Here is a 26,213-nt window from a genome sequence, read left to right as displayed (position 1 = left end):
TCAGCAACTCAGCTACTTTCAAAATGAAACACTACGCAGACAATTTCGCCCACGATAATTTACCTAGTCCCGACTTACAACCGGACTATGTTTTCTTGGACTTGCCGCAATTCCGGCAACCGGAAATGCTAAATTGTGTTGACCAATTATTGGACAAACACATTCGCAATGGTCACGGTAACGCACCTTGTCTTCGCACCTTTGAATACACCTGGACGTATCAGGAATTATATGAAAAGTCCAATCAAATTGCCCACGTTTTAGTGGAGGATTTAGGGCTAAAATCGGGGAACCGTGTACTGATTCGTTCCGCCAATAACCCAATGATGGTAGCGGTTTGGTTTGCCGTTTTAAAAGCCGGCGGTATTGTTGTGGCTACGATGCCATTACTGAGAGCGAAAGAGCTAACTACTATAATCAACTGTGCCGAAATCTCACACGCCATCTGTGACCATAGCTTGGCCGATGAAATGCATTTGGTCAAATCCGAATACTTGCAATCGGTTTGCTTTTACGGCAATTCGCGTTTGGAAGAATTAATGCAAGACAAACCCAAAACGTTTTCCAACTACCATACCAAATCCGACAGTATAGCCCTAATCGGTTTTACCTCCGGAACCACAGGCTTGCCTAAAATGACGTCCCATTTCCATCGCGATGTGGTTAATATTTGCGAAGCCTTTCCGAAATATTCTTTACAACCAACAGCTGATGATATTTTTACCGGTAGTCCACCACTTGGGTTTACGTTTGGCTTGGGCGGTTTGGTATTGTTTCCGCTCTATTTCGGCGCCTCAACTTTCTTGCTCGAAAAGCCAACTCCCGATATGCTCTTGCAAGCCATTCAGGATTATAAGATTACCATTTGCTTTACCGCACCAACGGCTTGGCGCATCATTACCACCAAAGTCAGGGATTTCGATATTTCAAGCTTGCGCAAATGCGTATCCGCCGGAGAAACGCTCCCGCTGAAAGTTTGGCAAGATTGGTACGACGCCACTGGCCTAAAAATTATCGACGGGATTGGTGCTACCGAAATGTTGCATATCTTTATATCTTCTAATCAAGATAATATGAAACCCGGCGCCACGGGCGTAGCCATTACCGGTTACGAAGCCAAAGTAGTAGATGCGGCAGGAAATGAGGTCGCCGTAAACGAACCCGGCAAACTCATGGTACGTGGCATCACCGGCTGTAAATATTTGAATCGCGAAGACAAACAACGCGAATACGTGCAAAAAGGCTGGAACTTTACCGGCGACATTTTCCGAAAAGATGAAGACGGCTGCTTTTGGTTTGTGGCGCGTGGTGATGATATGATTATTTCGTCCGGCTATAACATTGCGGCTATTGAAGTGGAAAGCGTGTTGCTTACCCACGAAGAAATCTTGGAATGCGCCGTAGTAGGCTTGCCCGATGAGGAAAGAGGAATGCTGGTTTGTGCGCACATTGTATTGAAAGATGCAGCTAAAGCTACCGATAATATGAAGAATCATATTCAGCACTGGTTCAAGGAAGTAGCTGCACCCTATAAATATCCGAGAGTCATTTATTTTACCGAATCTCTGCCCAAAACAGAGACCGGTAAGATTCAACGGTTTAAATTGAAGTAAGATGAGAAAAGCATTTTTAGTTTTTGCGATTACGACACTGGCTATCATGGGTGTATTAACCTATGTCAACTGGAAGTTTGCTTTCTTGGGACTTATTTTTATCCCGTTAATCCTCATGGGATTTTACGATATGTTCCAATCCAAAAGAACCATCCGCAGAAACTTTCCCCTACTGGGAAGAATGCGTTACTTGTTAGAAGCATTGGGTCCCGGCGCCCGACAATATTTTATTGAAAGTGATACCGACGGCAAACCGTTTAACCGCCTACAACGCAGTTTGGTGTACCAACGCAGCAAAAAAGAAACCGACTCCAATCCGTTCGGAACCCAATTAGACCTATACGAAATCGGTTACCAATGGATTAATCACAGCATCAAAGCCATTCCGTTTTCGCAAGTCAACAGCAATCCGAGAGTAAAAATCGGCTCTTCACAATGCGAAAAACCTTATGAGGCCAGCTTATTCAACATTAGCGCCATGAGCTACGGTTCGTTGAGTAAAAATGCCATCTTAGCGTTAAACCACGGCGCCAAACAAGGCGGTTTTTATCACAACACCGGAGAAGGCGGCTTATCGCCTTACCATTTACAAGGTGGCGATGTGGTGTGGAACATCGGAACCGGTTATTTCAGTTGCCGCGACAAAAACGGCAATTTCTCCTATGAAGAATTTGTCAAAAGAGCGACCCTGGATAATGTGAAAATGATTGAAATCAAATTCTCTCAAGGCGCTAAACCGGGACACGGCGGTATCTTACCCAAAGAAAAAGTGACCGACGAAATCGCGGCCATTCGCTTGGTCGAAAAAGGACACGACATCATTTCACCGCCAACCCATTCGGCCTTCAAAACACCTTTAGAATTAATGGAGTTTGTAAAGCTGTTGCGGAAAGGTTCGGGCGGAAAACCCATCGGCATGAAAATCTGCATCGGCAACAAATCCGAATTCATCGCCATTTGCAAAGCCATGGTGCAAACCAAAACCACTTTCGATTTCATTACGGTAGACGGTGGCGAAGGCGGAACCGGCGCCGCACCGCAAGAATACTCAGACCATGTAGGCATGCCGTTGCGCGATGCGCTGGCTTTTGTGTACGATTGCTTGGTAGGCTTCGATTTGAAAAAAGACATCAAAATCATCTGCAGTGGCAAAATCATCACCGGATTCGACATCATTAAAACCCTGTCTATTGGTGCCGATTTGTGCAATTCGGCTCGCGGTATGATGTTCGCTTTAGGCTGTATTCAGGCACTCGAATGCCACGCCAATACGTGTCCGACCGGAGTCGCTACGCAAAATCCGAGATTGACTAAAGGTTTAGTGCCCGAAGAAAAAAGCATTCGCGTGGCGCGCTTCCAACACGAAACAGTGAAAAGTGCCATGGAACTCATGGCGTCGGCCGGCATTGATCATCCCGATAAAGTAGACCGAAGTGTCGTAAGTATGCGTGTCGACCGAACCCAAATCAAGACATTTGAAGAGACCTATCCCGAACTTAAAGTCGGTTGCCTGCTCGACGGCAGTAAAGTCCCTAACGAGATGTTTCGATTTTGGAAAAACGCCAGTGCCGAACATTTTTAGGAGCTGTTTCCCGCTGTCCGCGCTACCCCGAAGACTCGGGGGTAGCTAGCTCCCATCGGGGCTAAGCGCATCAGTGATGGACAATGATAATATAAAATTAGTAGCAATATTTGTGTAATTCGTGACCAAAAACAACACTATGAACCAACCCTTTACCAAACAAGAAAAAATCCGTTTCAAACACGTCGATTACGCCGGTATTGTTTTCTACCCGCGCTTTTTAGAAATGCTCAACGACTTGGTCGAAGATTGGTTTGAAGAAGCCTTAGACCGACCGTTCTCTAAAATTCATGAGACCAACGGCATTCCAACCGTGGATTTAAAAGTCCAATTCAAAAAAGCGGCACGCATCGGAGAACGGTTAACCAAAAAACTTTGGGTCATCAAACTTGGCGGCGCTTCCGTAACTTGCGGTTTCCGTTTCGAAGACGCACAAGGCAATACCTTTTTGGAAGGCGAAGTCACTTTAGTTAACGTAGGCATCAGCAACGGCAGAGACGCCATTAAAGCCGAACCGTTTTCGGAAGAGATGAAAAACAAAATAACAAAGTACCAACTGTCTTAATACTTAATACTTTTGTCTTAATACTCAAACTATGGACTTTAAAAAATTCAAAGCCGCCACCGTACAAACGGCACCCGTTTTTCTCAACGTAGAAAAAACGATAGCCAAGGCCATTTCTTTTGTCAAAGAAGCAAGCGAAAACGGTGCAAAACTCATCGCCTTTCCTGAGGTGTTCGTAGCCGGTTATCCGTATTGGAACTGGATTATGACACCGGTACAAGGCAGTAAATGGTACGAGCAACTGTATAAAAACTCGGTAGCCGTTGCCGATGAAAGTATGCAACCGTTGTATCAAGCCGCTAAAGAATACAACATACATATCGTCATCGGAATTAACGAACGCGGTGACAGTTATGGCGAAATTTACAACACCAACCTGATTATCAACAACCAGGGAAAAGTTATTGGCAAACACCGAAAATTAGTGCCAACCTGGGCCGAAAAATTGACCTGGACCTCCGGTGACGGTTCTTCGTTGAAAGTGTATGATACCGAAGTCGGACCACTCGGAACCTTGGCTTGTGGTGAAAATACGAATACGTTGGCCCGTTTTACGTTGTTGTCGCAGGGCGAATTGGTACACATTGCCAATTATATTTCCCTGCCGGTAGCGCCACCCGATTACGACATGGCCGAAGCGATTAAAATTCGCGCTGCGGCGCATTCCTTCGAAGGCAAATTGTTTACTATTGTCTCTTGTTCGACCATTTCACCCGAAATCAAAGATGCTTTACGAGCCGATGTCCCTAATGTAGACGAATTGTTATCGCGCAAAAGTTCGGCTTTCTCCGGATTTATAGGTCCGAATGGCGCTGTGATTGGCACACCGCTGATTGACGACGAAGGAATCGTCTATGCCGATATCGATTTGGAGAAATGCATCCAACCGAAACAAATGCACGATATCCTCGGACATTACAACCGATTTGATATTTTTGACTTGCGCGTGAATACGGCTCCAACCAGAAAGATTACCTTTGTAGAGAACCACGATGAATTCAATAAAAAATAATATGGAAACCAACAACTATTCAGACGACGTGATTGGCCGTGCCCGTGTACAAGATACACCGGAATTAGAAGCCTATTACAAAGAGCTTGAAGTGCTTGGCGCCGGTGCCTTGTGGACGGTGGCTAACGATATCGAGCCTTGGGAACCCCGAGCCAACTCGGTTCCCATGTTGTGGAAATACGACGACTTGCGGAGTTTGGTGTTAAAATCTTCCGAATTGGTAACCCCGGAACAGGCCGGACGCCGCGTGGTGTATTTGGTTAACGACAAACGCAAAGACGTTTCGGCCGCTGTAGGTTGGTTGTACACCGGAATCCAAGTGACCCGTCCCGGCGAAAGCACTTCGGCACACCGCCACCGGGCTTCGGCGCTGCGTTTTATCATGGAAGGTTCCAAAGGCTACACAGTAGTGGATGGCAATAAAATTATGCTGGAAGTCAACGATTTTGTGATTACCCCAAATTCAGCTTGGCACGAACACGGTGTAGAACCCGACGGACAAACCTGCATTTGGCAAGACGGTTTGGATATTCCGTTGGTGAATGCTTTAGAAGCCAATGATTATGCCGTTTACGATGGCAAACAACCGTTGGTAAAACCCATCAACCATTTGCCGTTGAGTTATAGTTGTGCGGGTTTAATTCCGGCTGACAAGACTTGGGACAAACCGTATTCGCCTTTGTTTAAATATTCGTGGAGTAAAGTCTACCCGGCTTTGTTAGACGCGCAAGTGGTCAACCATCCGGATCCGTTTGATGGTATTTTGATGCAGTATTCCAATCCGCTTACCGGCGGTCATGTGATGCAAACGATGGGCGCTGCAATGCAATTACTACCGGCCGGTTTCCATGGAAAAGCGCACAAACATACCGGGTCTTTTGTGTATCAATGTGCCAAGGGAAGCGGCTACACCATTATCAATGGCCAACGTTTTGACTGGAAGGAACGCGATATTTTTTGCGTACCGAGTTGGGCGTGGCACGAACACCACAACGCGTCCGATACCGAAGATGCGTGTTTGTTTAACTTTAACGACTTGCCGGTAATTGAAAGCTTAGGCTTATTCCAAGGCAGAGAGTATACCGAAAACAACGGACATCAGAAAGTGCAATGATGATGACAATGGCAATGTTACAATAAATGCTAACTTAGAACTTACAACCTAGAACACACAACAAACTAAAATCTCAGAACCTTAGGGCTCAGCGCCTTAACACCTTTAAAACAAATGAAACTACTGACCTACAACACCAAGGACACCGAACCTCGATTAGGATTTCTTCATAATAACCAAGTCATCGATATGGAAGATTTTGGGGAGATTTCGAATTTCCCGTTGCCTTCCGACATGTTAGACTTGATTGACATGGGTATTGAAATTATAGCCGAATTAAACGAAATGGTAGCCGATACTCCCGAAGATTACTTCAAAGAAATCGCTTACACGCTCGAAGAGGTGACACTTTTGGCTCCGATTCAAAGACCGAGAAAGAACATTATTGGGATTGGGTTAAATTATACCGAACACGTAGCGGAAAGTGCCCGAACTTTAGACACAACCGGAAAATTACCGCAAAAACCGATTATTTTCTCCAAACCGCCGACAACGGTTACCGGAACCAATACCGAGATTGTAAAAAACACCAAACTCACTTCGCAATTGGATTGGGAAGTGGAATTGGCTGTCGTAATCGGGAAACACGGCAAATACGTTCCCAAAGCAGAGGCATTGGATTATGTGTTCGGCTATACGGTGATTAACGATATTTCGGCGCGCGACTGTCGCAGAGAAGGCCAATGGATTGTATCGAAAGGTCAGGATACCTTTGCGCCCATGGGACCGATTTTAGTGACCAAAGATGAAATTGAAAACCCACACAACTTGAACTTATCGCTGAAAGTGAACGGCATTGAAAAGCAAAACTCCAATACGAAATTCATGCTGTTCAACATCAACGATTTGATTGAAGATTTGAGTACGGTATTTACTTTGGAACCCGGAGACATTATAGCCACCGGTACTCCGGCAGGTGTCGGTGCCGGACGAGATCCTCAAGAATGGTTGTATGATGGCGATGTGGTAGAAGCTACGGTGGAAGGAATAGGGACAATAGTGAATACCGTTAAGGAAATTTCTAAATAAAGACAGATTGCGTTAGATTTGATATTAAGAGGAGGACAGCCGGTGGCTGTCAGGTAAAAATAATAGCTGCGTTAGGGATTGCAGTGGAAATCCTTTTTAGGATTGCCCTGAAGCAAAGCGGAAGGGAAATACAATCCTAAAAAGATTGCAACGTAAAGCCCGACCTCGTCCTTCAGACGAGGTAACGCCCAACAAACAATTAAAAACTCAGTAACATAGCTGCTCAGTAACTTTGATTATGAAAAAATTTAAAATAGGACAAATCGTTCCATCCTCCAACGTGACGATGGAAACCGAAATACCGGCCATTTTCAGGGCCCGAGAAACGATATTGCCGGAGCGTTTTACGTTTCACAGCAGTCGCATGCGGATGAAGAAAGTAACCCAAGAAGAACTCGAAGCCATGGACGCCATGAGTTTGAAATGTGCCCAGGAATTGTCGGATGCGCATGTGGACGTGATGGGTTACGCGTGTTTGGTAGCCATTATGAGTATGGGACGTGGCTATCATTGTGTGTCGGAAGTGAATTTGCATCAGGAAACGGTGGCGAACGACTTCCCTACGCCGATTGTAACTTCGGCCGGCGCCTTAATCAACGGGTTAAAAGTATTGGGTGCGAAACAAATTTCCATTATTACACCTTATATGCGTCCGCTGACTGATAAAGTGGTCGATTATATTGAACACCAAGGCATTAAAGTAAAAGAAAGCATAGCACTTGAAATTCCGGATAACCTGGAAGTAGCAGCGCAAAATCCGCTCAACTTATTGGAAATATACAAACAATTGGACTTGACGGATGTCGATGTATTAGTAGCTTCAGCTTGTGTACAAATGCCGTCGTTGGAAGCCATCGATTTGATTCAGGCCGAATGCGGGATTCCGGTGACTTCGGCGGCCGTGTGTACCACGTACGAAATGATGAAAAAATTAGGAATCGAAGCCAAATCGACTATTGGTGGTGAGTTGCTGAATGGAAAGTATTAACGCTTAGGATGTTCTACTTCAAATTCTTGTAGTAAATCCAAACCATAATTACGAAGCATTTCAATTACCGGTATGGCTTTCTGCCCTCTATCGGTAATGGTATATTCTACTCGAGGCGGTACTTCCGGAAAAATTTCTTTGGTTACAAAACCATCCTCGACCAGCTCTTTTAAAGCTTTAGACAACATGCGGTCGGAAGCATGGGAAAGGCTCTTTTGCAATTCGCTAAAACGCCATTTCTTATCTTTTAAGCGCCAAAGAATCGGCATTTTATAGGTCCCGCCAATTTTACTCATCGCAAATTCTACCGGGTTGTGAAACAAATGATTGTCTTTTACAAAATCGGGCATACTTACATTTTTGTTAGTGACTTACAAAGATACGCAGTTATTGTATTTAGCACGATACCGATATAGCTTTGTGTGAAACAAAACTAAAAAAGTTATGAGTACGATACAAGAAACCGAACACTATGTGCACTTTCACGGTGCCCCAAGCAAAGGAAAAATACTAATGGTGGCCAGTTCACCAAGTGTGAGTCCGCAAACCGGTTGGCCTATTGGTTTTTGGGCTGCCGAATTAACCCATCCGTTACGCGTATTTCAGGAAGCCGGTTATGATATAACTTTGGTTTCTACAGAAGGCGGCGCTTTGATGATGGACAGCTATTCCAATCCGACGGATGCCAGTGGCTATGCGGCTCATGATGTGATTACGCTGGGCTATCTGCAACAAGAATCTTTTCATCAAATGTTGGCCAATACAGAAAAAATAACAGCGGTAAACACAGAAGATTTTGATGCCCTCTTTTTAGTTGGCGGACAAGGTCCGATGTATACTTTCAGAGGTAATAAAGCGTTAGAAGAACTATTGGTTTCATTTTACGAATCGGGTAAGCCAACGGCTGCGGTGTGCCACTCCACTACTTTACTGTTGGAGGCCAAAAAATCAAATGGTGACTTATTGGTTAAAGGCAAAACATGGACCGGTTTTGCTGATGCCGAGGAAGATTTTGCCGATCAGGCAGTAGGCATGAAAATCCAACCGTATCGCATAGAGACCGAAGCGCGAAAACTAACGGGTACTCATTTTAAAGTAGCGGCACCTTTCAGCGCTTATGCCATACAAGACGGCAATTTAATTACCGGTCAACAACAAAACTCCGGTGAAGCCGCAGCGCTATTAGTCGTAAAACTTTTAAACACAAAACGATGAAACTGGCATTTATTGGGATTGGTAATGTGGGCTTTGCCTTGGCCAATCAGTTGGAACGAAAAGGGCATCAAATTGTAATTGCAACCGAGGATCGCGACTCTGAAAGTGTGCAAAAAGCACTGAAGCAAAATCCGAACTTCGGAATCAAAAGTATACAAAAGGCAGTGGACGAGGCTGAAGTGGTTTTTTTGGCCACTCCATTCCAAGCGAATGAAAGTCTGCTGAAATCACTTCGATTTAAACATCAAATTTTGGTTGATTGTACCAATCCGGTCGGACCCGGAATTTCACATGGCTTGCAGAGCCAGATTTCGGGTAGTGAAAAAATTCAGGAATGGGCACCGGAAGCCAAAGTGGTAAAAGCCTTTACCATTTACGGTTTTGAAAATTTTGCCGATGCGGTCTATCCGAATTACAACGTAAAACCGGTGATGATGCTGGCCGGTAATGATGCGGATGCCAAAAAAGTAACTGCGGGTCTGATTGAGACTATTGGGTTCGAACCTTTGGACACCGGAAAACTGGATCAAGCTTTGCATTTAGAGCACCTGACCTTACTCTGGGTAAAAATGGTACGCCGTGATGGACACCATCCCCATTTTGTTTGGGCGCAACTTACCCGATGATAGTAACTTTATGTTAAGCTGACGGAAAGAAGTCAAAAAAAGATGTACTTTTATAGTTATTAAACTTTCTAGGTATGAAAAGAAGAGCAACTGCCGTTTGGAACGGCTCAGGAAAAGACGGCAAAGGACATTTGACCACGCAAAGCACCGTTTTAAATCAGACACAATATTCCTTTGGTTCGCGTTTTGAAGAGGGCATCGGAACCAATCCGGAAGAGCTGGTCGGTGCCGCACACGCCGGCTGTTTCTCGATGAAACTAGCTTTTAATTTACAAGCGGCGGGATTTACAGCTACGGAACTCAAAACCGAGGCAGAGATAGTTTTTGAAGACGGCACTATCGTCGCTTCCAATTTGACGCTAACTGCCAAAGTGGATGGCATTGATCCTGCTCAGTTTGACGAATTGGTCAAAGATGCCGAAGCCAATTGTCCGATTTCAAAATTACTCAACACCAAAATCAGCGTGCAATATACGTTGAACTAAGGCACTAAAAACAAGTGTCTGATTTACACTGTTAAAGCAACGTTAAGTTGACGTTAAAAACAATTTTTTAACAGTGGCTTATGGTAAAAAGCACTACATTTGAGTATGATTTTGATTTATCAGTTGAAGGTATCAAAGCGATAATTCAATTAGTAACAGTATCAAGAGGTATTGGTTTATGATAAATCCAAATCATACAAAACGGGAGGTCTAAAATGGACCTCCTTTTTTTATCCCGCTACCGAAACTCCGATTAATTTTCCGATACCGAAAGTGATGGCTGCGGCTGCCAGTCCGAAAAACACCTGACGCATTCCGGAGTACCAAACACTTTTTCCGGTAAATAAGGTAATGGCAGCTCCTATCAAAAATAATCCGGCAGCACTTAATCCTGTACTGATAATCACAGCTTGCATACCGCCCCAAAAGAAAAACGGAAATACCGGTATAATAGCACCTAGAGCAAAAAGAAAGAAGGAAGTCAGCGCCGCTTCCATAGCCGAGCCTTTTAAATCTTCGGGATTAATGCCTAATTCTTCTTTGATGAGCATGTCGTGAGCCTGACTTTTATTTTGCATCATATCGGCGGCCATAGTTTTGGCTTGCGCTTCGGGTATGCCTTTAGCCCTATAAATTAAGGCCAATTCCTGTTGCTCGCCCTCGGGATTGGTTTCCAATTCTTCCAATTCCAACTGCATTTGATTTTCGTACAATTCTTGGGAACTTTTCACCGAAATCCATTCGCCCAAAGCCATAGACAAGGCTCCTGCCAGCAATCCGGCTAGACCGGCCAACAACACTTCATCCTGACCGCTCGTCGCTCCGGCTATACCCATAACCAAACTGAAATTGGAAACCAACCCATCATTACCCCCTAAAACCGCAGCACGTAAGGCATTACCGCCTACCGAACGATGGCGCTTTTCAAATCGGGCTAAATTGGCGCCGGACACTTTAGAATTATTGCTGAGGATGTTCTTCAGTATAGTCACATGAGCCGTATCGGACAACGATTCTTGGGTTTGGGTTTGTTTCCGAGCTTTTAAAATAGAAGAAGAAACGCTTTTTTCGGTATCTAACAAAACCCCTAAAATATAATCATAGCCAAACCACTTCCCAATCAGATGCAGCGTTTTAGCCCTTCCGGAAGGTTGCGGCAGATGACTTTCCTCTAAGTTGTTTTTAGCTAAAAAAGCCAAGGCATGACTGTGCTCTATGTCGCTCATCTGCCTGAAAACCGCCGCCACATTTTCATCTTCTTCATTCTCGGCTAAAATTTTATAGAGATAACATACATCAACTTCGGTTTGAATACTTTTAAGACTGGCCATGATTTTATAATGAAATGTAGTATAAAGTTATGAAGAAACGGCTAAGAATGAGTATAAATTAAGCGTAAAAAGAGTCGGCAGGTGCCGACTCTTTTTTTGTAATAAAAGGAATTTTAGAATTGGAAATAAATAAACTGTTCGCCATTACCTTGCGCGATGGCTATAAAGAAAAGCATGATTGCCCAAACCATCCCCAGAACGATAGGAGAACGTTTTTGAGCTGCTGCTTCTAAGGAGGTGTTCCGCATCATCCAGTGGCAGATAAAGGTTAAGGCTATCAGTGTAAAAACCTTAATAATTGAAAACGCATCAACAACTTTAGCGCCATCGGTATGCATAAATAACATCGATTCAATAATATTTTGAGCAGTTTCAAATTTTCGAGCCCTGAAAAACACCCAAGTAAAATTAACACAGGTGTACGTCGCTAAAGCTAAAATAATTCCGTTCCAAAAGTTTATTTTGATGCGAATTACATTTTTAAGTAGCCGTTCCATCACCAAAAAGAAACCGTGTAAGGCACCCCAAACCACAAAGGTCCAAGCGGCTCCGTGCCACAAACCACCCAATAACATGGTCAGCATTAAGGCAACATACATTCGGATAACTCCTTTACGATTACCACCCAATGGTATGTACAAATAATCTCTTAACCAAGTGGATAATGAAATATGCCATCTTCTCCATAAGTCAGAGAAACCAATAGCCGCATATGGATATCTAAAATTATCCGTAAGATGAAATCCAAGCATCAACGCCAATCCGATGGCACACGTTGAATAGCCGGCAAAATCGAAAAATATTTGGCCCGAAAAAGCCAAGGTTCCTGTCCAAGCATCCCAAGTATTCAGTACTTTATCGGAATTAAAAACGGTATCTGATGTTTTGGACAACAATGTATCGGCTAAAACCACTTTTTGAAACAATCCCATGGTTAATAAAAACAGTCCCCAGATAAATTGGTTCGTGGTAGCGCGCTTTTCCTCATAAAACTGGGTAACCAAATCCCCTGCTCTTACTATAGGTCCTGCCACTAACTGCGGAAAGAAAGTTACGTACAATGCAAAGTCAAGAAAAGTTTTTACCCTTTCGGTTTTGCGCCAATACATATCGATGGTATATGACATGGTTTGAAAAGTGTAAAAAGAGATGCCCATCGGCAAAATAATATCCATCGGAAGCGGATGATAGTCCATTCCCATAGCATTTATCAGCAGGGTGAAATTCTCCAATAAAAAATTACCATACTTGAAAAAGAAAAGAAAACCAAGATTAACCACCATGCTAAGCAGTAACCAAAGCAGTCGTTTTCTTTTGTTTTCTTCTGTGGCTAGTGCTTTACCGGTAATCCAATCGATAACCGTTGAAATCCACAATAAAATAACCAGGGGCGGATTCCACAATCCGTAAAACACATAACTGGCCAAAAGCAACATTCTTTTTTTGAATGTCCAATTGAAAAACTTGGTATAGTATAACCCTAAAACTATCACCAAAAACACTATAAAACTTAAGGAATTAAATAACATAGCTTATTGATTTTTAGGATTAGACAATACGCCGTCGGTTTTCAATATTTTAACCAATTCAACCGTAAATTTACGGGCATCTGACGCCGATAAGTGTGACCATTCCGGGCACTCGAATTGCAATTGCTTATAATCTTCAAAATAGTAACTTTTGACCTGTGCCTGTTTGACCAATTCATCCCAAAAAGAGACTCTCGGCAAAACCATATCTTCCCCTTTTTTGAGCATGCCACTCGAGGGACATCGCACCAATAGTACTGTTCCGCCACGGGCTTTATACTTTTTCAAATCTTGTAAAAAGAAAGCCATCGTAGCCTTTTTATCCGGTGGCGGCGCACTTTTACCGAAGAATTCCCACACTTTTTTGATGGAATTGGCAAAAGCGGTGTCATTTACGGTACGTGCCGTCATCGTGGTATTTCTGTCGATTCGGGTATCGTTAAAATTATAAAAAGGAGGAAAATCAGGGGCTCCGGTTCGGTTTCCGATTGTAATTCGACTTACTAAAGCTTTCAAATCAATGTCGTCTGACCATTCTTCCTCACTACCCGACATCATCACCAAACTACGCTGCAAAGGCAGTGAAACCATGTGATTGAGCTGCTGTGCATACGTTCGGTTGTGATAATAGTCGACTTTCGTTTGCGGTCGTTTCCACGGAAAAGCTTCAGGAAAAGTAGTAGAGAAAAAAAGACCCGGCGTTACGCCCACCAAAATGGTGCCTTTAAAATCGGTATTTTCCACTAAGTCATGAAAAACAGGCAGTGGTGATGAACCCGGTGAGGCCAGCTGCAAGGGCTTTCTTCCGGTTTTTTCCGCCCATTCGTCCAATTGAATGTCGAAAAGCACCCGAGAGGATCCTATCAATATCACATCATCATCAGTTAAATCGGCTACTTTGGCGCGCTGGACAGCCCACAAATCTTTATTGTCATCAATATTGGGGTAAAAACCTTGAGAACGCCAATAGCATTCCCAAGCAGCCAAACCGGACAGACTGACCAGCACGGCAACAATGAGTGATTGTTTTAAATTCATTTTTTATAATTAATGGTTGGTTGCAATGTAAGTGCCGATAAATACGACAAAAAAACAGCAATGAATATCGATATTCATTGCTGTTTTTTTACTCAGCGGTTACCGGGCTTATGGTGTTCACCACTTTAGAAATTCTATTGGCCGGGAAACCACCTTGTTTGGCATGCTCTAAAATTAGATTCTCGTTGGTTGCAATGTATACGCAGTATACTTTGTCTCCGGTTACAAAACTTTCCACCCATTGAATATCAGGTCCCATTTTGTTTAACACTCCACACGAGGTTTGTGAGATTCCTTTGAGTTGTTCGGGCGTCAAATCGCCTGTTCCGGGAATGTCTCTTTCGATAATGAATTTAGGCATAAGCAAATACTTTTAAAACTCCTACTTGTATGGCTTTTCGGTTGTGCCCCGTTGATTAGAGTGGTTTCCGGACTCCACTTTATTTTTCTCCGGAGATGACTAATGCACTGGCATCAATGTGTACATTTCCATCGGGGAATTTATCTTTAACTGCTTGAAAAACTTCGGTTTTAATCTTTTCTTTAGTCGCATCATCAGCTTTACTCAACGCCGCAACAAAAGGTGCTGCCACTTCCGTCATCATGGTCCAGTACACCTCAGTGGTTTGGGTTTTTAATTGGCTTAACACTTCTTTTTGGGTCACATTTTTCAAACCGGCCTGAACAAATAAATCGGCAATGAATTGATCTTGTGCACACCGAAACATCCCCGGAGAGCCCGGTGGTGGCGGTGGTAATTCCATGTTTCGGTTGATAGTACTCATGATAGCCGTTACCCAGAAATTCTTTTCGGGTACATTCCAAACCGAAGTTGCTATTCGTCCGCCCGGTTTAAGGACTCTTGCCATTTCTTTGGCCGCCAAAAGCATATCGGGAAAAAACATAAATCCGAAACGGCAACTAATGGCATCAAATCTATCGTCGGGAAAAGGAAGTTCGCAAACATCACAAGCAAGGGTTTCAATGTTGTTGATACCCTTATGCAATGCATTTTCTTTAGCAATGTCAAGCATGTCCTCGGACAAATCGGTGATTACCACTTTTCCCTTTCCTACTAAGGCAGCGATGGTCAAACCCGGCTCACCGGTTCCGGCAGCTATATCCAGGACATGGTCTGTTTCTTTAAGTTGAAGGGATTGGATGATTTCATTACCCATAGGCCGTAAAAAATCCATCATTAAATCGTCCCATTTTTTCCAGCCGGGAGAAAACTTGTTCCAGGAAGCCCTTTGCTGTTCTCTGATTTGTTCCAATTCTGATTCCATGCTGTCATCATTAAAATGAATAAATTCCCTTATTAGCAAACGCGTATCAAAGGTTAAAGCAGAATTGGGTCGTTAATTACGTCTTGTAAATGTAGTAAAAAATTGAAAGCCAGTGATTTATTATTCTTTATTTCTTTTCTATATTTGATTACCGATAAAGCCATCAATATTATCCTGACTCCTTTTATGATAAACCAAAAACTTCAAAAACAGCTTGAACTAACCCATGAGCAAACTTCTCCGCTGTTCCGCATCATGTTTACCCAAACGGTAAACGATCCTATCCGAAGACATTTTGAAAATAATATCTGTGCTTTTCACATAGGAAAAGGGTATCTATTGTCTGTGGCGCACAACTTAAAAACAGAAGCCAAAATTTTTAAATCGATTGAGGAACGTATTTTTGTTACTGACATACTTCCTTATTTAAACAATCCGCAAAAACAATTTTTTGAAAACTGTTTTGTATTGGATGCTAAAGTTCAAAAAAGGTTTTGGAACAGTCAGAATCCTAATGATTACCAACAGGCGATCGACATTTTAAAACAGATTAATTTTGATACGCGTTGGGTAACTTTCTTAGAGAAAAAAATCTGTCAAACGCATTTAATTGTGCAGTTCAAAGAGCCGCTTTTTTATCAAAACCCGGAATTAACAACTCACTTTGACACCACCACTCATTTTGCAGAACCTGCTATTAATCGTCACACTTTTCTAATTGAAGTAGCATTAGTCGAAGCCTTTTATAATGATGATATCGCGCTGTATAAAATTGTCAATACACCCGAAGAAATACTAAATGTAATTCCTTCGGTAAAAATAAATTTCGATATTTTACCCGATAATCAAGACAATTATTATTGCTTGCAAAGTTCTCCTACCAGTGAAGTCGGCAAATTGCTGAACAAGGCCCAAATAGACGGCTTTACGGAGCACTTTGCCATTTTCCCGGAGCGCATTGGCGGGAATTACACTCTGGAAGGATTGCGGTATTTGATTAAAGGCTACTTCCGATTCGGTTCTTCAGGCGCACCGTATTTGGTTTACCATTCGGAGCTGAATGAATTTAAAGTCAATGCCATTCAAAGTGAAGCCTGTCCGATTCAGTTATCAATTAACAATCAAAGAGACGGGAATTTCCAATATGTGAATGCCATAGCCACGCCGTTGCAAAACATTCAGGAAAAACTGGAAGCCTATTGGAATCAAGGTTGATTATTTACCGGTGGTGCTTCGCATCACGGCAGATGGAAAAACCACCACGCTCTCTTGTCCGTTTTGGTGCACGCTCGATACCCCGAAATAATAGTTGTCAATCACGATGCCTTTGAGTTCAAAAGTATCGGTATTCCCTACAAACCGACTGTATTCCCATTGGGGTGAAGTGGTCAATCGCCAGTAAATTTTATAACCCACAACCGAATCATCAGCCACTTTGTCCCATTTGAGTTTGGCATGGGGTTCTACTACGCCGCCGATAGTTACATTTTTAGGTTCGGGCGGCGACCAGCCCAAACCTGCTAAAACAATAGCGTTGACTGCGGTTAGCTTTTTGGCATATTCAAAATTGACCCCTTCAATAACATCGCCGTATTTAATCCCGTTTTCTACTCGGTTGTTTTGGTGTTGGCGGTTGTAATTTTCATGTGCTTCCATGATGCGAACCCCGGCGTAACCCAAGTCGTTAAACGGACGATGGTGACCACCGCGACCAAATCGGTCTAAACGATATACCATCATCGGATGCATTTCGGGCATATACGTACTCACCGCTTTGTGAATGTAACGCGCCAATTGACGGGAAATACCATCGACTTCGCCACCATAAAAACGGCGCTGGTTGCGTTCTTTCTCCGTTTCGGTTACCGGTGTTGGTTCCGAGAAAATACGAAACGTACGATTATCGATGACACCGTCTACCCCTTCAATGTTGCCTATCATATCGTTATTGAGCACGCCTATGATTTCCCAATTGTTTTTCTTGGCGTATTCAGCAAAACCTTTTCCGCCAAATAAGCCTTGCTCCTCGCCTGAAAGTCCGAGATACACTATGCTGTTTTCAAATTGGTATTGGGATAAAACTCTTGCTGCTTCAATAGTACCGGCCATACCCGAAGCATTGTCATTGGCACCGGGAGCATCATTGGTATAATCCATGGTGTCGGAATTGCGACTGTCGATATCGCCTGTCATGATGATATAGCGATTCGGATACTTAGTCCCTTTTTGAATAGCCACTACATTGACCACATAGGCTTCTTTGGGAATGCGATTACCGTCTTTTGGTGTAACCAAATCTTTTTGGTAGAAAACCTCCAAACAATTGTTGCAGTTTTTATCGATTTTATCAAACTCGGCTTTGATCCAGCGTCTTGCAGCTCCTATCCCACGAGTTTTGGAAAGGGTATCACTAAACGTATTCCGGGTACCAAAATTGGCTAAGGTGCGGATGTCTTTCTCTAAACGTTGTGCTGAAACCGATTCAATAATGTCATAAAAGCGATTATCGGTTTGGGCAGATACAGATACCACCACAATCATGGTTAAGAGTACAAAGTACTTTTTCATTGCTTTTAATTATAATTTCACAAAGGATTCAGTTGCTATTCCTTTGTTGGTTTCCAAGGTAAGGAAATAAGTGCCTTGAGGTAAGAAACCAACATCAATCGCAATAGTATCGAAAGTTACTACTTTTTGACCTACCGTATTATAAATAAAGCCTGATTTAACAATTGTTTGAGGCGATAAGACTAAATTCAACATCCCATTTGTTGGATTAGGATAAACAGAAAAGGTTACTGTATTTTGAGTATTGGGAACCGATAAAGCGCAAGTGTTATTGCAATCTGTAGTCAGGGTTTTGCCGGTTGGGTTAAAATTAATCCCGTAAAACACTGCGTCATATTCACCTTCATCATAACAAATATAATTTAACAAAGGGGTGTTGCCAAATTCAAAATTGTGCAGAGGTGGCGGGATTTGTCTGTTGTATCTGGCCAAATCATTAGAAACCACACCATTCTTTAGATACAAATGGGTCAATAAAGGATTGTTCTCTATCCACAAAAAACGAACTTGTGTTCCGCAGAGGTTAATGGAAGTCAACAAGGTGTTTTCGCCCCAAATTCTCCACAATTCGGGAAGATTTTGCAAATCCACAGCCGTTATCGGATTATTGGAAAAATTAATGCTTTGTAAATGAAGCAAATCCTCTATGCCATCGAGCGAGGTTAAACCACAGTTCCTGCAACTGATGCCGTTTAAATTCGTCAAAGAACCCAAGGGTAACAAAGAGACCGAATTACTGTCACAGTCGAGCCAGCTTAAATTGGCAAAATACTCTATCCCTGATAACGATGTAATGGAGGAATTACTCAAATCAAGTTGATAAACCGCCAAGGCCTCAGCTACTTCAATTTCGTTATCGCCATTGGTATCAATGACTATAAAACTATAGTTATTATCAACTGCAATTCCGTTATTGACATCGGCCATCAATAGCCTGTTCTTAAAATTAAGATCCGGAAAATTGATTATCTGTGCCTGAGAAAACAAACTCTGCACAAGAAATATACAGTAGAAGTAACTTTTAGTCATAATCTAATTATTTACAAATGATAAAGTTATAAAATTTGAAGAAGTATTTGATTACAAAAGTTAAAATTAAAACCTAAACAATAAAATAATGGTCAATTAATTTGTGTAACCGATTAGTTACATATATATTTGTAACCGATTAGTTACCTATTAAATACTTCATCATATGAGAAGAGATGTTTTTCAAGCCATTGCCGATCCGACACGAAGAGCTATTTTGAGTTTGTTGGCTGCCCAAACTTTAACACTCAATGCCGTAGCGGAAAACTTCAACATCAGTCGCCCTGCCATATCCAAACACATAAAAATTTTAAGCGAGTGCGGCTTGATTGAAATAAAAGACAAAGGTCGTGAACGCTATTGTGAAGCCAAACTGGAAAAACTGAGTGAAGTTTCGCTATGGATTGAACAGTACAAACAATTCTGGGAAAGCAAACTAGATGCTCTAGAAACCTATCTAGACCAACTTCAAAAAGATAAAAAACAATGACAACATCACTTAATGACACCGCCGACAGAGAAATTACCGTTTCTCGATTACTCGATGCGCCCATTGACCTGATTTGGGAACTATGGACCAATCCTGACCACATCAAAAACTGGTGGGGTCCCAATGGCTTTACCAATACCATTATCAAAATGGATTTAATCCCTGGCGGAGAATGGACCTTAATCATGCACGGTCCCGACGGCACCAATTATGACAACGAAAGTATTTTCACGGAAGTAGAAAAGCATAAAAAAATCGCTTACAATCATATATCAGGCCATGAATTTACAGCCACTATACAATTTGAAGTAAAAGGCAAACAAACCCATATTCATTGGCAAATGTTATTTGAAACCAAAGAAGAGTTACGGCGCATTATGAATCTTTTTAATATCAATGAAGGCTTAAAACAAAACGTGGACAGATTAGAAGTATACTTAAATCAACTTAAATAAAGACAACCATGGAAAATGACACAACAGACAGAGAAATTAACTTCTCTCGCCTACTCAACGCACCCATCGATTTGGTTTGGGAAGTTTGGACCAATCCTGATCATATTAAAAATTGGTGGGGACCAAACGGTTTTACCAATACCATCCACAAAATGGAAATAAAACCAGAAGGCGAATGGAACCTAATCATGCACGGACCCGATGGCACCGATTATGACAACAAAAGTATTTTTAAAGAAGTGGTATTACATCAAAAAATAATCTACGAACATACTTCGGTACCAAAATTCACTTCTACTATACAATTTGAAAGCATTGCCAATCAAACCCAATTACATTGGAAAATGTTGTTTGAATCCAAAGAAGAAATGATAGAAGTGGTCAAAAAATTCAATGCAGCCGATGGATTAAGACAAAACGTGGAAAAACTGGAAGCTTATTTAAAAAATCAATTAAAGTAAAGACATGGAAAAAACAGACAACAGCCTTAGTCTCATAAAAAGATATAAGGCATCAGCAGCAACACTCTGGAAAGTAATCACTGAAAGAGACCATTTAAAACAATGGTATTTTGATTTTGCCGAAGACTGGCAATTAAAGATCGGACAAACATTTGAATGGTCCGCCGGCGATACCGAAGACAAACAGTGGTTGCACCGCGGCGTGATGCTCGAAATCATTCCAAACCGCAAACTGGTGTACAGTTGGGAATATCCGGGATATTCGGGTACTTCTGTAGTAACATGGGAATTACAACCGGTAGATGAAAGCACGACCGAATTGCATTTCAGCCATGTCTTCACCATTCCGTTCGACGTAACCGAACCGGCACTTAAAAGAGAAAACTTTGACATGGGCTGGAATCATATCCTCAACATTTCACTGGTGGAATATCTCGAAAAAAACCAATAAAAAAAGTCCGTTGGTATGGCGCACCAACGGACTTTTACCAAATTAAAATATAAAAATTTAGAGAACGTTCAACTCTTGCATGCACTGTTTCATCAGGTGGTACGTGCGCTCTATATCGTTATCCAATCCAATCGAAAAACGAATCAAACCATCGGTTAAGCCCATTTCCAGTTGCTCTTCCATCGGAATCTCACTCGAGGTTGATGTGCCGGGTGCACTGAACAGTGTTTTATAAAAACCTAAACTCACGGCCAAGTAACCTAAATTGCGGTGTTGCATCAATTCCATCAACTCATTGGCTTTGTCCAAACTGCCTACGTCTACAGTCATCATGCCGCCGAAACCGTATTCCGGATTAATCATATTAGCATACAAGGAATGACTCGGGTGACTTGGCAACCCCGGATACACTACTTTTAATCCATCGGCTTCAAATTTTTGAGCCAAATAAAGGGCGTTATGACTGTGTTGCTTCATACGAATATGAAGCGTTCGCAAATTTTTCAGAATGCTGGCTGCACGTAAACTGTCCATTGTTGGCCCTAAAAGCATGCTGGCACCATCATTTACATTTTTCAAATTGTTGATAAATTCCTGCGAAGCACAAACTACGCCACCAACTGTATCACTACTGCCGTTGATAAACTTGGTTAAACTATGGATGACCACATCGGCACCTAATTTTGCCGGCGCCACCGATAAAGGCGAAAAGGTATTGTCTACCACCAATTTGATATTGTTTTCGCGGGCAACAACCGCTAAAGATTCGATATCGGCTACTTCCAACAACGGATTACTCACCGTTTCACAATACAACACTTTGGTATTCGGAGTAATGGCGGCCGCTACCTGATCTAGCTTGGTAATGTCAACAAAACGGGTTTTGATATTCCATTTCGGCAACATATTTTTCATAAAAGCATAGGTTCCGCCATAAATGGTACGGCTGGAGACAATCTCGTCGCCGGCTGCACACAATTGCAGCAAAACAGGTGTAATCGCACCCATCCCCGAGGCGGCAACATTAGCACTTTCAGTACCTTCCATCGCGGCCAAAGCTTGCCCTAAGTACAAGTTCATGGGCGAAGAGTGACGCGAATACAAATAACAGCCTTCGGCATTGCCTTCAAAAGTATCAAACATGGTTTTGGCCGAAAGAAACGTATACGTAGAGCTATCGGATATAGAAGGATTGACGCCACCGAATTCACCGAAGTATTGCAGGTCTTGGATTTTATCGGCAGGATGGAAATTCGTTTTAGTTGCAGGTTGCGGGTTGAAGGTTGAAGGTTCTGAGTTGGGATTCATAAAGTTGGGATTCATTTAAAGTTCAAATTTCAATTTAAACAGACAATAAATCAATACAAATAAAAATATATAGATTTTTAAACTATAAATAATTAACTTAACAGAATATTTTATTAAATTTAACCCTTACAAAGAACAATTTCAGTTTTAAAAACTATTCCAACCCGAAACCCGAAACCCGAAACCCGAAACCCGAAACCTGCAAACCATGGACAACATCGACAAAAAACTCCTCACCCTACTCCAACAAGACACCAAAAAAACGACGAAAGAACTCTCGGTGAAGCTCAATCTATCGGTTACAGCGGTTTATGAGCGCATCAAAAAACTGGAGCGAGAAGGCATCATCGATAAATATGTTGCCCTATTGAACCGAGCTAAAATTGATAAAAGCTTTGTAGTGTTTTGTCATATCAAGCTTATCCAACACACTAAAGAATTCCTGACCACTTTTGAACACCAAGTGGTAAAGCTCGATGAAGTCTTGGAGTGTTTTCACGTGAGTGGCGACTACGATTACATCCTCAAAATTTGTGTCAAAGACATGGAGGCCTACCGCGAATTTATGGTGACTAAGCTCACTACGCTGCAACACATCGGCAGTACCCACAGTACTTTTATGATTGGTGAAGTCAAAAACACGACCGCTTTCACCTTGTAAAATAAGCTATAGCTTTTAAGCAAATTATTTCGCTTTTTAGTGAAATAAAAACTGTAATTTTGTGGCACAAAAAAAGTAAAACACACTAATTTCTATACTATCATGAGTGCATTTGACGTTGTCATCATAGGTTCAGGGCCGGGCGGTTATGTAGCTGCCATTCGTTGTGCCCAATTGGGTTTCAAAACCGCTATCATCGAAAAATACAGTACTTTAGGAGGTACTTGCTTAAACGTAGGTTGTATTCCTTCAAAGGCAATGTTAGCTTCATCGCATCATTACGAAGAATTACAACACTTTGCCGATCACGGTATCGAAGTATCGGGTAACGTGAAAGTAAATTTGGAAAAAATGATTGCCCGAAAACAAGCGGTAGTAGACCAAACCAGTGGCGGCGTAAAGTTCTTAATGGATAAAAATAAAATTACCGTTTTTGAAGGCGTTGGTTCTTTTGAAGATGCGACGCATGTAAAAGTAACCAAAGCCGACGGTTCCGCAGAAGTCATCGAAGGAAAAAACATCATCATTGCTACCGGTTCTAAACCTTCTACTTTGCCTTTCATTAAATTAGACAAAGAAAGAGTAATCACTTCTACCGAAGCGTTGAAATTACCGGAAGTACCGAAACATTTAATCATCATTGGCGGTGGTGTTATCGGAATCGAATTAGGACAAGTCTATTTACGATTGGGGGCGCAAGTTTCGGTAATCGAATTCTTAGACCGCATTATTCCGGGTATGGATGGCGGTTTGTCGAAAGAATTAACCAAAGTCTTGAAAAAACAAGGCATGAAGTTCTACACGTCCCACAAAGTAAAAGAAGTGACCCGCAAAGGCAAAAACGTGACGGTGGTTGCCGACGATGCCAAAGGCAATGCCGTATCTTTTGAAGGCGATTATTGTTTGGTAGCCGTTGGTCGACGTCCTTATACCGATGGATTGGCTGCAGATAAAGCCGGAGTCAAAGTAACCGAGCGCGGCATGATTGAAGTGAATGACCATTTGCAGACTAATATTCCGAATATCTATGCGATTGGTGATGTAGTACGCGGTGCGATGTTGGCTCATAAAGCCGAAGAAGAAGGTGTTATGGTAGCCGAAATCTTAGCCGGTCAAAAACCACACATCGATTATAATTTAATTCCAGGGGTTGTCTACACTTGGCCGGAAGTAGCCGCTGTGGGTAAAACCGAAGAGCAATTAAAAGCCGACGGCATAGCTTATAAAGCCGGAAGCTTCCCGTTCAAAGCCTTAGGAAGAGCACGTGCCAGTGCCGATAACGACGGATTTGTAAAAATCTTAGCCGATGCCAAAACCGATGAAGTATTGGGCGTGCACATGATTGGTGCCCGTTGTGCCGATTTGATAGCCGAAGCCGTAACCGCGATGGAATTCCGTGCTTCTGCCGAAGATATTTCACGCATGTCACATGCGCATCCGACTTTCGCCGAAGCCGTGAAAGAAGCCGCTTTAGCCGCTACGGATAATAGAGCGTTGCACGTATAGTTGGATGTTCGGATATTCAGATTTCAGATATTCAAATATAAAAAAGTCCCGTTGAACGGGACTTTTTTTATTTAATTCTGGACGTTTGAATCGTTATGTCGGCAGTAGCCCAACTTTGGCGCAGTAGGTTTTCCATGGCTTTCACTTTGGCGGGATTGTTTAGTTTTTGATAGGCCAATTTCAAGCCGTGTTGTGCCCAGCCGTTGTTGCGAAATTGCTTCAAATCGGTTTCCAAGGTGGCAATAGCCTCTTGGTATTTCCCGGCCTCAATTTGCACCGCGCCCAGGTGATGGCGCACCGAAAAAAACCAATCCGGTGGTTCGTTGTAGTTTAGTTTATCTTCAATGGCAACCGCCTCTTTGAGCAAGGCTATACTCTGTGGGTACTTTCCTTCTGAGGCTGAAATTTCGCCTTTTAAAACCCTAACCGCTATTTGTAAAATGTCATACATCGAATTGATTTCCCAAATGGTCATTTTTTTCATAGCGACATCATTGGCCAACGATTCTAACTTTTTCAATTCGCTCTTGGCTTTTGCTATATCTTTTTTACCCAAATACGCCATCCCTTTGGCATAATGCGCCACAGCTGATGGATATTTTAAGGTATCAGAAACTAACTTCATTTGTAACACTTCATCCCATTTACCAAACTTTACCGCCACATAGTACGGTATCACATAATAATGTTGCAAGGTAGACCAACCGGGTTCCGTCATGGTTTTGGGATGAACGTGATTTGCCGTTTCATTTGCCCCATACATGGCCCATTTATAATTTCCTTCCAAAGTGGCCGTGCCTGCCAAGAAATGAAAATTGTGCGGATAGTAAGCCAACGGATAAGCCCCTTGCGCGTGACACATAGTAACATAAACGCTGTCTTTTTTCACCGCATTGATGTTGGCCAAAGTACCTTTGTGGTATGCTCCGGTTCGAATGTAAATGTGAGAAGGCATGTGAATCAAATGTCCGGAGCCCGGTACTAACCCTTTATCGAATCGTTCTGCTGCTGCATTTCCTCTTTCGGGTGTGTTGGACGATTCCACGGCATGAATGTAAAAGTGATTCGCTCCTACATGTTTCGGATTCTTTTTCAGTATTTGTTCCAAAAGGGTTTCGATTTCGGGTGTCCATGGTTTTGGGTTTCCTTTTTTATCGTACAAATCCCAGGGATGTAAATTCATAATCGATTCGACATACAAGGCGTTGATATCATGATCTTCCGGATACTGTTGGGCCACTTTTTTCATGGCAGCTGCATAAGCCTCATCCAGTGAACTTCGGTCTTCCACCGGCTTCGCCGTGTATCGTTTTGCCATCGCCTGGATTAGGGCTTTCTCTTTATCGGAAGCCTTTTCGGATAACTGAATCGCTTGCTGAATGGCCTTGTAGGCTCTTTGGTAATTGTCGGGCTCCATACCGCCGTTGTAATTCGGACCCAAAACATAGGCATAGCCCCAAAAAGCCATGGCACAATCGGGATCTAACTTGGTGGCATAATAAAAGGATCGCGCGGCCTCGGCATGATTGAAACCATACGCCAGAGCTAATCCTTGATTGAAATACTGTTGCGCTTCTTTGTTGGAGGTCGTTACAGGATAATGAAGTATATCCATACCTTCAAACAACGGAGCTTTATTATCGCCTTGAAACCATTTGGCATCGGTAGTTTGCGGAGCGCAACCATAAGCATCTTTACCGGCTTTTTCTTTTTTAGGAGCTGTGGGTTCTTTTTTACATGCCACACAAAAAAGCAGCGCAATGGCGGTCGAAAATCTCACAAACAAATTCATAATCAATTGTTTAGTACTTTCAAATGTACTAAAAAAATGAAAACAAAGTTGTTTGCATCTTATAGTAAGCAAAAAACCA

Annotated in this window: 27 protein-coding genes; 17 read left to right on the top strand and 10 right to left on the bottom strand. The window is 42.5% G+C overall.

Features of this window, described 5'->3' with window-relative positions; all coding sequences use genetic code 11:
• Nucleotides 1–23: 23 nt before the first annotated feature.
• The 7 genes from QHT84_RS05430 (at nt 24) to QHT84_RS05400 (ending at nt 7,903) form a co-directional block, all read left to right on the top strand.
• Nucleotides 24–1,613: an AMP-binding protein gene (locus tag QHT84_RS05430; RefSeq protein ID WP_283238536.1), complete on the top strand. Its 1,590-nt coding sequence runs from the start codon at nt 24–26 to the stop codon at nt 1,611–1,613.
• Between the two features lies 1 nt (nt 1,614).
• Nucleotides 1,615–3,195, top strand: coding sequence for an FMN-binding glutamate synthase family protein (locus QHT84_RS05425; RefSeq protein WP_283238535.1), 1,581 nt, complete (start codon nt 1,615–1,617; stop codon nt 3,193–3,195).
• Between the two features lie 139 nt (nt 3,196–3,334).
• Entirely contained in the window at nt 3,335–3,760 is a 426-nt protein-coding gene (locus QHT84_RS05420) for an acyl-CoA thioesterase (protein ID WP_283238534.1), read from the top strand.
• 31 nt (nt 3,761–3,791) lie between these two features.
• Complete coding sequence (locus QHT84_RS05415) at nt 3,792–4,772, top strand: carbon-nitrogen hydrolase family protein (RefSeq protein WP_283238533.1); 981 nt, start codon at nt 3,792–3,794, stop codon at nt 4,770–4,772.
• 1 nt (nt 4,773) lies between these two features.
• The gene (locus QHT84_RS05410) at nt 4,774–5,886 is read left to right on the top strand and encodes a cupin domain-containing protein (protein WP_283238532.1); all 1,113 of its coding nucleotides are present in this window, start codon (nt 4,774–4,776) and stop codon (nt 5,884–5,886) included.
• 114 nt (nt 5,887–6,000) lie between these two features.
• Nucleotides 6,001–6,915: a fumarylacetoacetate hydrolase family protein gene (locus tag QHT84_RS05405; protein WP_283238531.1), complete on the top strand. Its 915-nt coding sequence runs from the start codon at nt 6,001–6,003 to the stop codon at nt 6,913–6,915.
• 238 nt (nt 6,916–7,153) lie between these two features.
• On the top strand, nt 7,154–7,903 hold the full coding sequence (locus tag QHT84_RS05400; RefSeq protein WP_283238530.1) for a maleate cis-trans isomerase family protein: 750 nt from the start codon (nt 7,154–7,156) through the stop codon (nt 7,901–7,903).
• On the opposite strand, the gene QHT84_RS05395 is transcribed toward QHT84_RS05400, so the two are convergent.
• Entirely contained in the window at nt 7,900–8,253 is a 354-nt protein-coding gene (locus QHT84_RS05395; protein ID WP_283238529.1) for a winged helix-turn-helix transcriptional regulator, read from the bottom strand. The genes QHT84_RS05400 and QHT84_RS05395 overlap by 4 nt on opposite strands.
• 94 nt (nt 8,254–8,347) lie before the next feature.
• On the opposite strand from QHT84_RS05395, the gene QHT84_RS05390 reads away from it, so the two are divergent.
• The 3 genes from QHT84_RS05390 to QHT84_RS05380 all read left to right on the top strand — a co-directional run bounded on the left by QHT84_RS05390 (nt 8,348) and on the right by QHT84_RS05380 (nt 10,229).
• Nucleotides 8,348–9,118: a type 1 glutamine amidotransferase domain-containing protein gene (locus QHT84_RS05390; protein ID WP_283238528.1), complete on the top strand. Its 771-nt coding sequence runs from the start codon at nt 8,348–8,350 to the stop codon at nt 9,116–9,118.
• Nucleotides 9,115–9,744 carry an NADPH-dependent F420 reductase gene (locus QHT84_RS05385; protein ID WP_283238527.1) on the top strand — a complete coding sequence of 210 codons (630 nt, stop codon included), beginning with the start codon at nt 9,115–9,117 and terminating at the stop codon, nt 9,742–9,744. Before QHT84_RS05390 ends, QHT84_RS05385 begins: the two co-directional genes overlap by 4 nt.
• A 74-nt stretch (nt 9,745–9,818) precedes the next feature.
• Nucleotides 9,819–10,229 (top strand): OsmC family protein, encoded by a 411-nt coding sequence (locus QHT84_RS05380; protein WP_283238526.1) that lies wholly within the window; start codon nt 9,819–9,821, stop codon nt 10,227–10,229.
• Between the two features lie 230 nt (nt 10,230–10,459).
• Here QHT84_RS05380 and QHT84_RS05375 read toward each other — a convergent pair whose 3' ends face one another.
• The 5 genes from QHT84_RS05375 to QHT84_RS05355 form a co-directional block, all read right to left on the bottom strand.
• Nucleotides 10,460–11,560 (bottom strand): VIT1/CCC1 transporter family protein, encoded by a 1,101-nt coding sequence (locus QHT84_RS05375; protein ID WP_283238525.1) that lies wholly within the window; start codon nt 11,558–11,560, stop codon nt 10,460–10,462.
• Nucleotides 11,561–11,673: 113 nt separating this feature from the next.
• A complete protein-coding gene (locus QHT84_RS05370; RefSeq protein ID WP_283238524.1) occupies nt 11,674–13,089 on the bottom strand; it encodes an MBOAT family O-acyltransferase in 1,416 nt (471 codons plus the stop codon).
• Nucleotides 13,090–13,092: 3 nt separating this feature from the next.
• Nucleotides 13,093–14,127, bottom strand: coding sequence for a hypothetical protein (locus QHT84_RS05365; RefSeq protein ID WP_283238523.1), 1,035 nt, complete (start codon nt 14,125–14,127; stop codon nt 13,093–13,095).
• A gap of 88 nt (nt 14,128–14,215) precedes the next feature.
• Nucleotides 14,216–14,488: a DUF4242 domain-containing protein gene (locus tag QHT84_RS05360; RefSeq protein ID WP_283238522.1), complete on the bottom strand. Its 273-nt coding sequence runs from the start codon at nt 14,486–14,488 to the stop codon at nt 14,216–14,218.
• Between the two features lie 79 nt (nt 14,489–14,567).
• The gene (locus QHT84_RS05355) at nt 14,568–15,413 is read right to left on the bottom strand and encodes a class I SAM-dependent methyltransferase (protein ID WP_283238521.1); all 846 of its coding nucleotides are present in this window, start codon (nt 15,411–15,413) and stop codon (nt 14,568–14,570) included.
• Nucleotides 15,414–15,515: 102 nt separating this feature from the next.
• On the opposite strand from QHT84_RS05355, the gene QHT84_RS05350 reads away from it, so the two are divergent.
• Nucleotides 15,516–16,628, top strand: a complete 1,113-nt coding sequence (locus QHT84_RS05350) for a hypothetical protein (protein ID WP_283238520.1) — start codon at nt 15,516–15,518, stop codon at nt 16,626–16,628.
• Here QHT84_RS05350 and QHT84_RS05345 read toward each other — a convergent pair whose 3' ends face one another.
• Entirely contained in the window at nt 16,629–17,981 is a 1,353-nt protein-coding gene (locus tag QHT84_RS05345; protein WP_283238519.1) for a M28 family peptidase, read from the bottom strand. It lies immediately after the preceding gene.
• Nucleotides 17,982–17,990: 9 nt separating this feature from the next.
• Nucleotides 17,991–18,908 carry a T9SS type A sorting domain-containing protein gene (locus tag QHT84_RS05340; RefSeq protein ID WP_283238518.1) on the bottom strand — a complete coding sequence of 306 codons (918 nt, stop codon included), beginning with the start codon at nt 18,906–18,908 and terminating at the stop codon, nt 17,991–17,993.
• A gap of 268 nt (nt 18,909–19,176) precedes the next feature.
• On the opposite strand from QHT84_RS05340, the gene QHT84_RS05335 reads away from it, so the two are divergent.
• The 4 genes from QHT84_RS05335 to QHT84_RS05320 are packed head-to-tail and all read left to right on the top strand — an operon-like array spanning nt 19,177 to nt 20,867.
• Entirely contained in the window at nt 19,177–19,500 is a 324-nt protein-coding gene (locus QHT84_RS05335) for an ArsR/SmtB family transcription factor (RefSeq protein WP_283238517.1), read from the top strand.
• Nucleotides 19,497–19,955, top strand: coding sequence for an SRPBCC family protein (locus tag QHT84_RS05330; RefSeq protein WP_283238516.1), 459 nt, complete (start codon nt 19,497–19,499; stop codon nt 19,953–19,955). Before QHT84_RS05335 ends, QHT84_RS05330 begins: the two co-directional genes overlap by 4 nt.
• 8 nt (nt 19,956–19,963) lie before the next feature.
• Nucleotides 19,964–20,416 carry an SRPBCC family protein gene (locus tag QHT84_RS05325; protein ID WP_283238515.1) on the top strand — a complete coding sequence of 151 codons (453 nt, stop codon included), beginning with the start codon at nt 19,964–19,966 and terminating at the stop codon, nt 20,414–20,416.
• A gap of 4 nt (nt 20,417–20,420) precedes the next feature.
• The gene (locus tag QHT84_RS05320; protein ID WP_283238514.1) at nt 20,421–20,867 is read left to right on the top strand and encodes an SRPBCC family protein; all 447 of its coding nucleotides are present in this window, start codon (nt 20,421–20,423) and stop codon (nt 20,865–20,867) included.
• A gap of 57 nt (nt 20,868–20,924) precedes the next feature.
• Here the strand turns inward: QHT84_RS05320 and QHT84_RS05315 are convergent, their stop codons facing one another.
• Entirely contained in the window at nt 20,925–22,175 is a 1,251-nt protein-coding gene (locus QHT84_RS05315) for an aminotransferase class I/II-fold pyridoxal phosphate-dependent enzyme (RefSeq protein WP_283238713.1), read from the bottom strand.
• A gap of 208 nt (nt 22,176–22,383) precedes the next feature.
• Here QHT84_RS05315 and QHT84_RS05310 point away from each other — a divergent pair, with 208 nt between their 5' ends.
• Complete coding sequence (locus QHT84_RS05310) at nt 22,384–22,836, top strand: Lrp/AsnC family transcriptional regulator (protein WP_283238513.1); 453 nt, start codon at nt 22,384–22,386, stop codon at nt 22,834–22,836.
• A 102-nt stretch (nt 22,837–22,938) separates the two neighbouring features.
• The gene (lpdA, locus tag QHT84_RS05305) at nt 22,939–24,342 is read left to right on the top strand and encodes a dihydrolipoyl dehydrogenase (RefSeq protein ID WP_283238512.1); all 1,404 of its coding nucleotides are present in this window, start codon (nt 22,939–22,941) and stop codon (nt 24,340–24,342) included.
• 67 nt (nt 24,343–24,409) lie between these two features.
• On the opposite strand, the gene QHT84_RS05300 is transcribed toward lpdA, so the two are convergent.
• A complete protein-coding gene (locus QHT84_RS05300; RefSeq protein ID WP_283238511.1) occupies nt 24,410–26,134 on the bottom strand; it encodes a tetratricopeptide repeat protein in 1,725 nt (574 codons plus the stop codon).
• Nucleotides 26,135–26,213 lie beyond the last annotated feature (79 nt).

This window comes from Flavobacterium sedimenticola (assembly GCF_030053345.1).
In the GTDB taxonomy this organism is placed as follows: Bacteria; Bacteroidota; Bacteroidia; order Flavobacteriales; family Flavobacteriaceae; genus Flavobacterium; species Flavobacterium sedimenticola.
This window is presented reverse-complemented; position numbering and strand designations above follow the sequence as displayed.

Coding starts and splice junctions, on each gene's coding strand:
- QHT84_RS05430 (WP_283238536.1), top strand. CDS start 24: ATGAAACACTACGCAGACAATTTCGCCCACGATAATTTACCTAGTCCC.
- QHT84_RS05425 (WP_283238535.1), top strand. CDS start 1,615: ATGAGAAAAGCATTTTTAGTTTTTGCGATTACGACACTGGCTATCATG.
- QHT84_RS05420 (WP_283238534.1), top strand. CDS start 3,335: ATGAACCAACCCTTTACCAAACAAGAAAAAATCCGTTTCAAACACGTC.
- QHT84_RS05415 (WP_283238533.1), top strand. CDS start 3,792: ATGGACTTTAAAAAATTCAAAGCCGCCACCGTACAAACGGCACCCGTT.
- QHT84_RS05410 (WP_283238532.1), top strand. CDS start 4,774: ATGGAAACCAACAACTATTCAGACGACGTGATTGGCCGTGCCCGTGTA.
- QHT84_RS05405 (WP_283238531.1), top strand. CDS start 6,001: ATGAAACTACTGACCTACAACACCAAGGACACCGAACCTCGATTAGGA.
- QHT84_RS05400 (WP_283238530.1), top strand. CDS start 7,154: ATGAAAAAATTTAAAATAGGACAAATCGTTCCATCCTCCAACGTGACG.
- QHT84_RS05395 (WP_283238529.1), bottom strand. CDS start 8,253: ATGCCCGATTTTGTAAAAGACAATCATTTGTTTCACAACCCGGTAGAA.
- QHT84_RS05390 (WP_283238528.1), top strand. CDS start 8,348: ATGAGTACGATACAAGAAACCGAACACTATGTGCACTTTCACGGTGCC.
- QHT84_RS05385 (WP_283238527.1), top strand. CDS start 9,115: ATGAAACTGGCATTTATTGGGATTGGTAATGTGGGCTTTGCCTTGGCC.
- QHT84_RS05380 (WP_283238526.1), top strand. CDS start 9,819: ATGAAAAGAAGAGCAACTGCCGTTTGGAACGGCTCAGGAAAAGACGGC.
- QHT84_RS05375 (WP_283238525.1), bottom strand. CDS start 11,560: ATGGCCAGTCTTAAAAGTATTCAAACCGAAGTTGATGTATGTTATCTC.
- QHT84_RS05370 (WP_283238524.1), bottom strand. CDS start 13,089: ATGTTATTTAATTCCTTAAGTTTTATAGTGTTTTTGGTGATAGTTTTA.
- QHT84_RS05365 (WP_283238523.1), bottom strand. CDS start 14,127: ATGAATTTAAAACAATCACTCATTGTTGCCGTGCTGGTCAGTCTGTCC.
- QHT84_RS05360 (WP_283238522.1), bottom strand. CDS start 14,488: ATGCCTAAATTCATTATCGAAAGAGACATTCCCGGAACAGGCGATTTG.
- QHT84_RS05355 (WP_283238521.1), bottom strand. CDS start 15,413: ATGGAATCAGAATTGGAACAAATCAGAGAACAGCAAAGGGCTTCCTGG.
- QHT84_RS05345 (WP_283238519.1), bottom strand. CDS start 17,981: ATGAAAAAGTACTTTGTACTCTTAACCATGATTGTGGTGGTATCTGTA.
- QHT84_RS05340 (WP_283238518.1), bottom strand. CDS start 18,908: ATGGCCGATGTCAATAACGGAATTGCAGTTGATAATAACTATAGTTTT.
- QHT84_RS05335 (WP_283238517.1), top strand. CDS start 19,177: ATGAGAAGAGATGTTTTTCAAGCCATTGCCGATCCGACACGAAGAGCT.
- QHT84_RS05330 (WP_283238516.1), top strand. CDS start 19,497: ATGACAACATCACTTAATGACACCGCCGACAGAGAAATTACCGTTTCT.
- QHT84_RS05325 (WP_283238515.1), top strand. CDS start 19,964: ATGGAAAATGACACAACAGACAGAGAAATTAACTTCTCTCGCCTACTC.
- QHT84_RS05320 (WP_283238514.1), top strand. CDS start 20,421: ATGGAAAAAACAGACAACAGCCTTAGTCTCATAAAAAGATATAAGGCA.
- QHT84_RS05315 (WP_283238713.1), bottom strand. CDS start 22,175: ATGAATCCCAACTCAGAACCTTCAACCTTCAACCCGCAACCTGCAACT.
- QHT84_RS05310 (WP_283238513.1), top strand. CDS start 22,384: ATGGACAACATCGACAAAAAACTCCTCACCCTACTCCAACAAGACACC.
- lpdA (WP_283238512.1), top strand. CDS start 22,939: ATGAGTGCATTTGACGTTGTCATCATAGGTTCAGGGCCGGGCGGTTAT.
- QHT84_RS05300 (WP_283238511.1), bottom strand. CDS start 26,134: ATGAATTTGTTTGTGAGATTTTCGACCGCCATTGCGCTGCTTTTTTGT.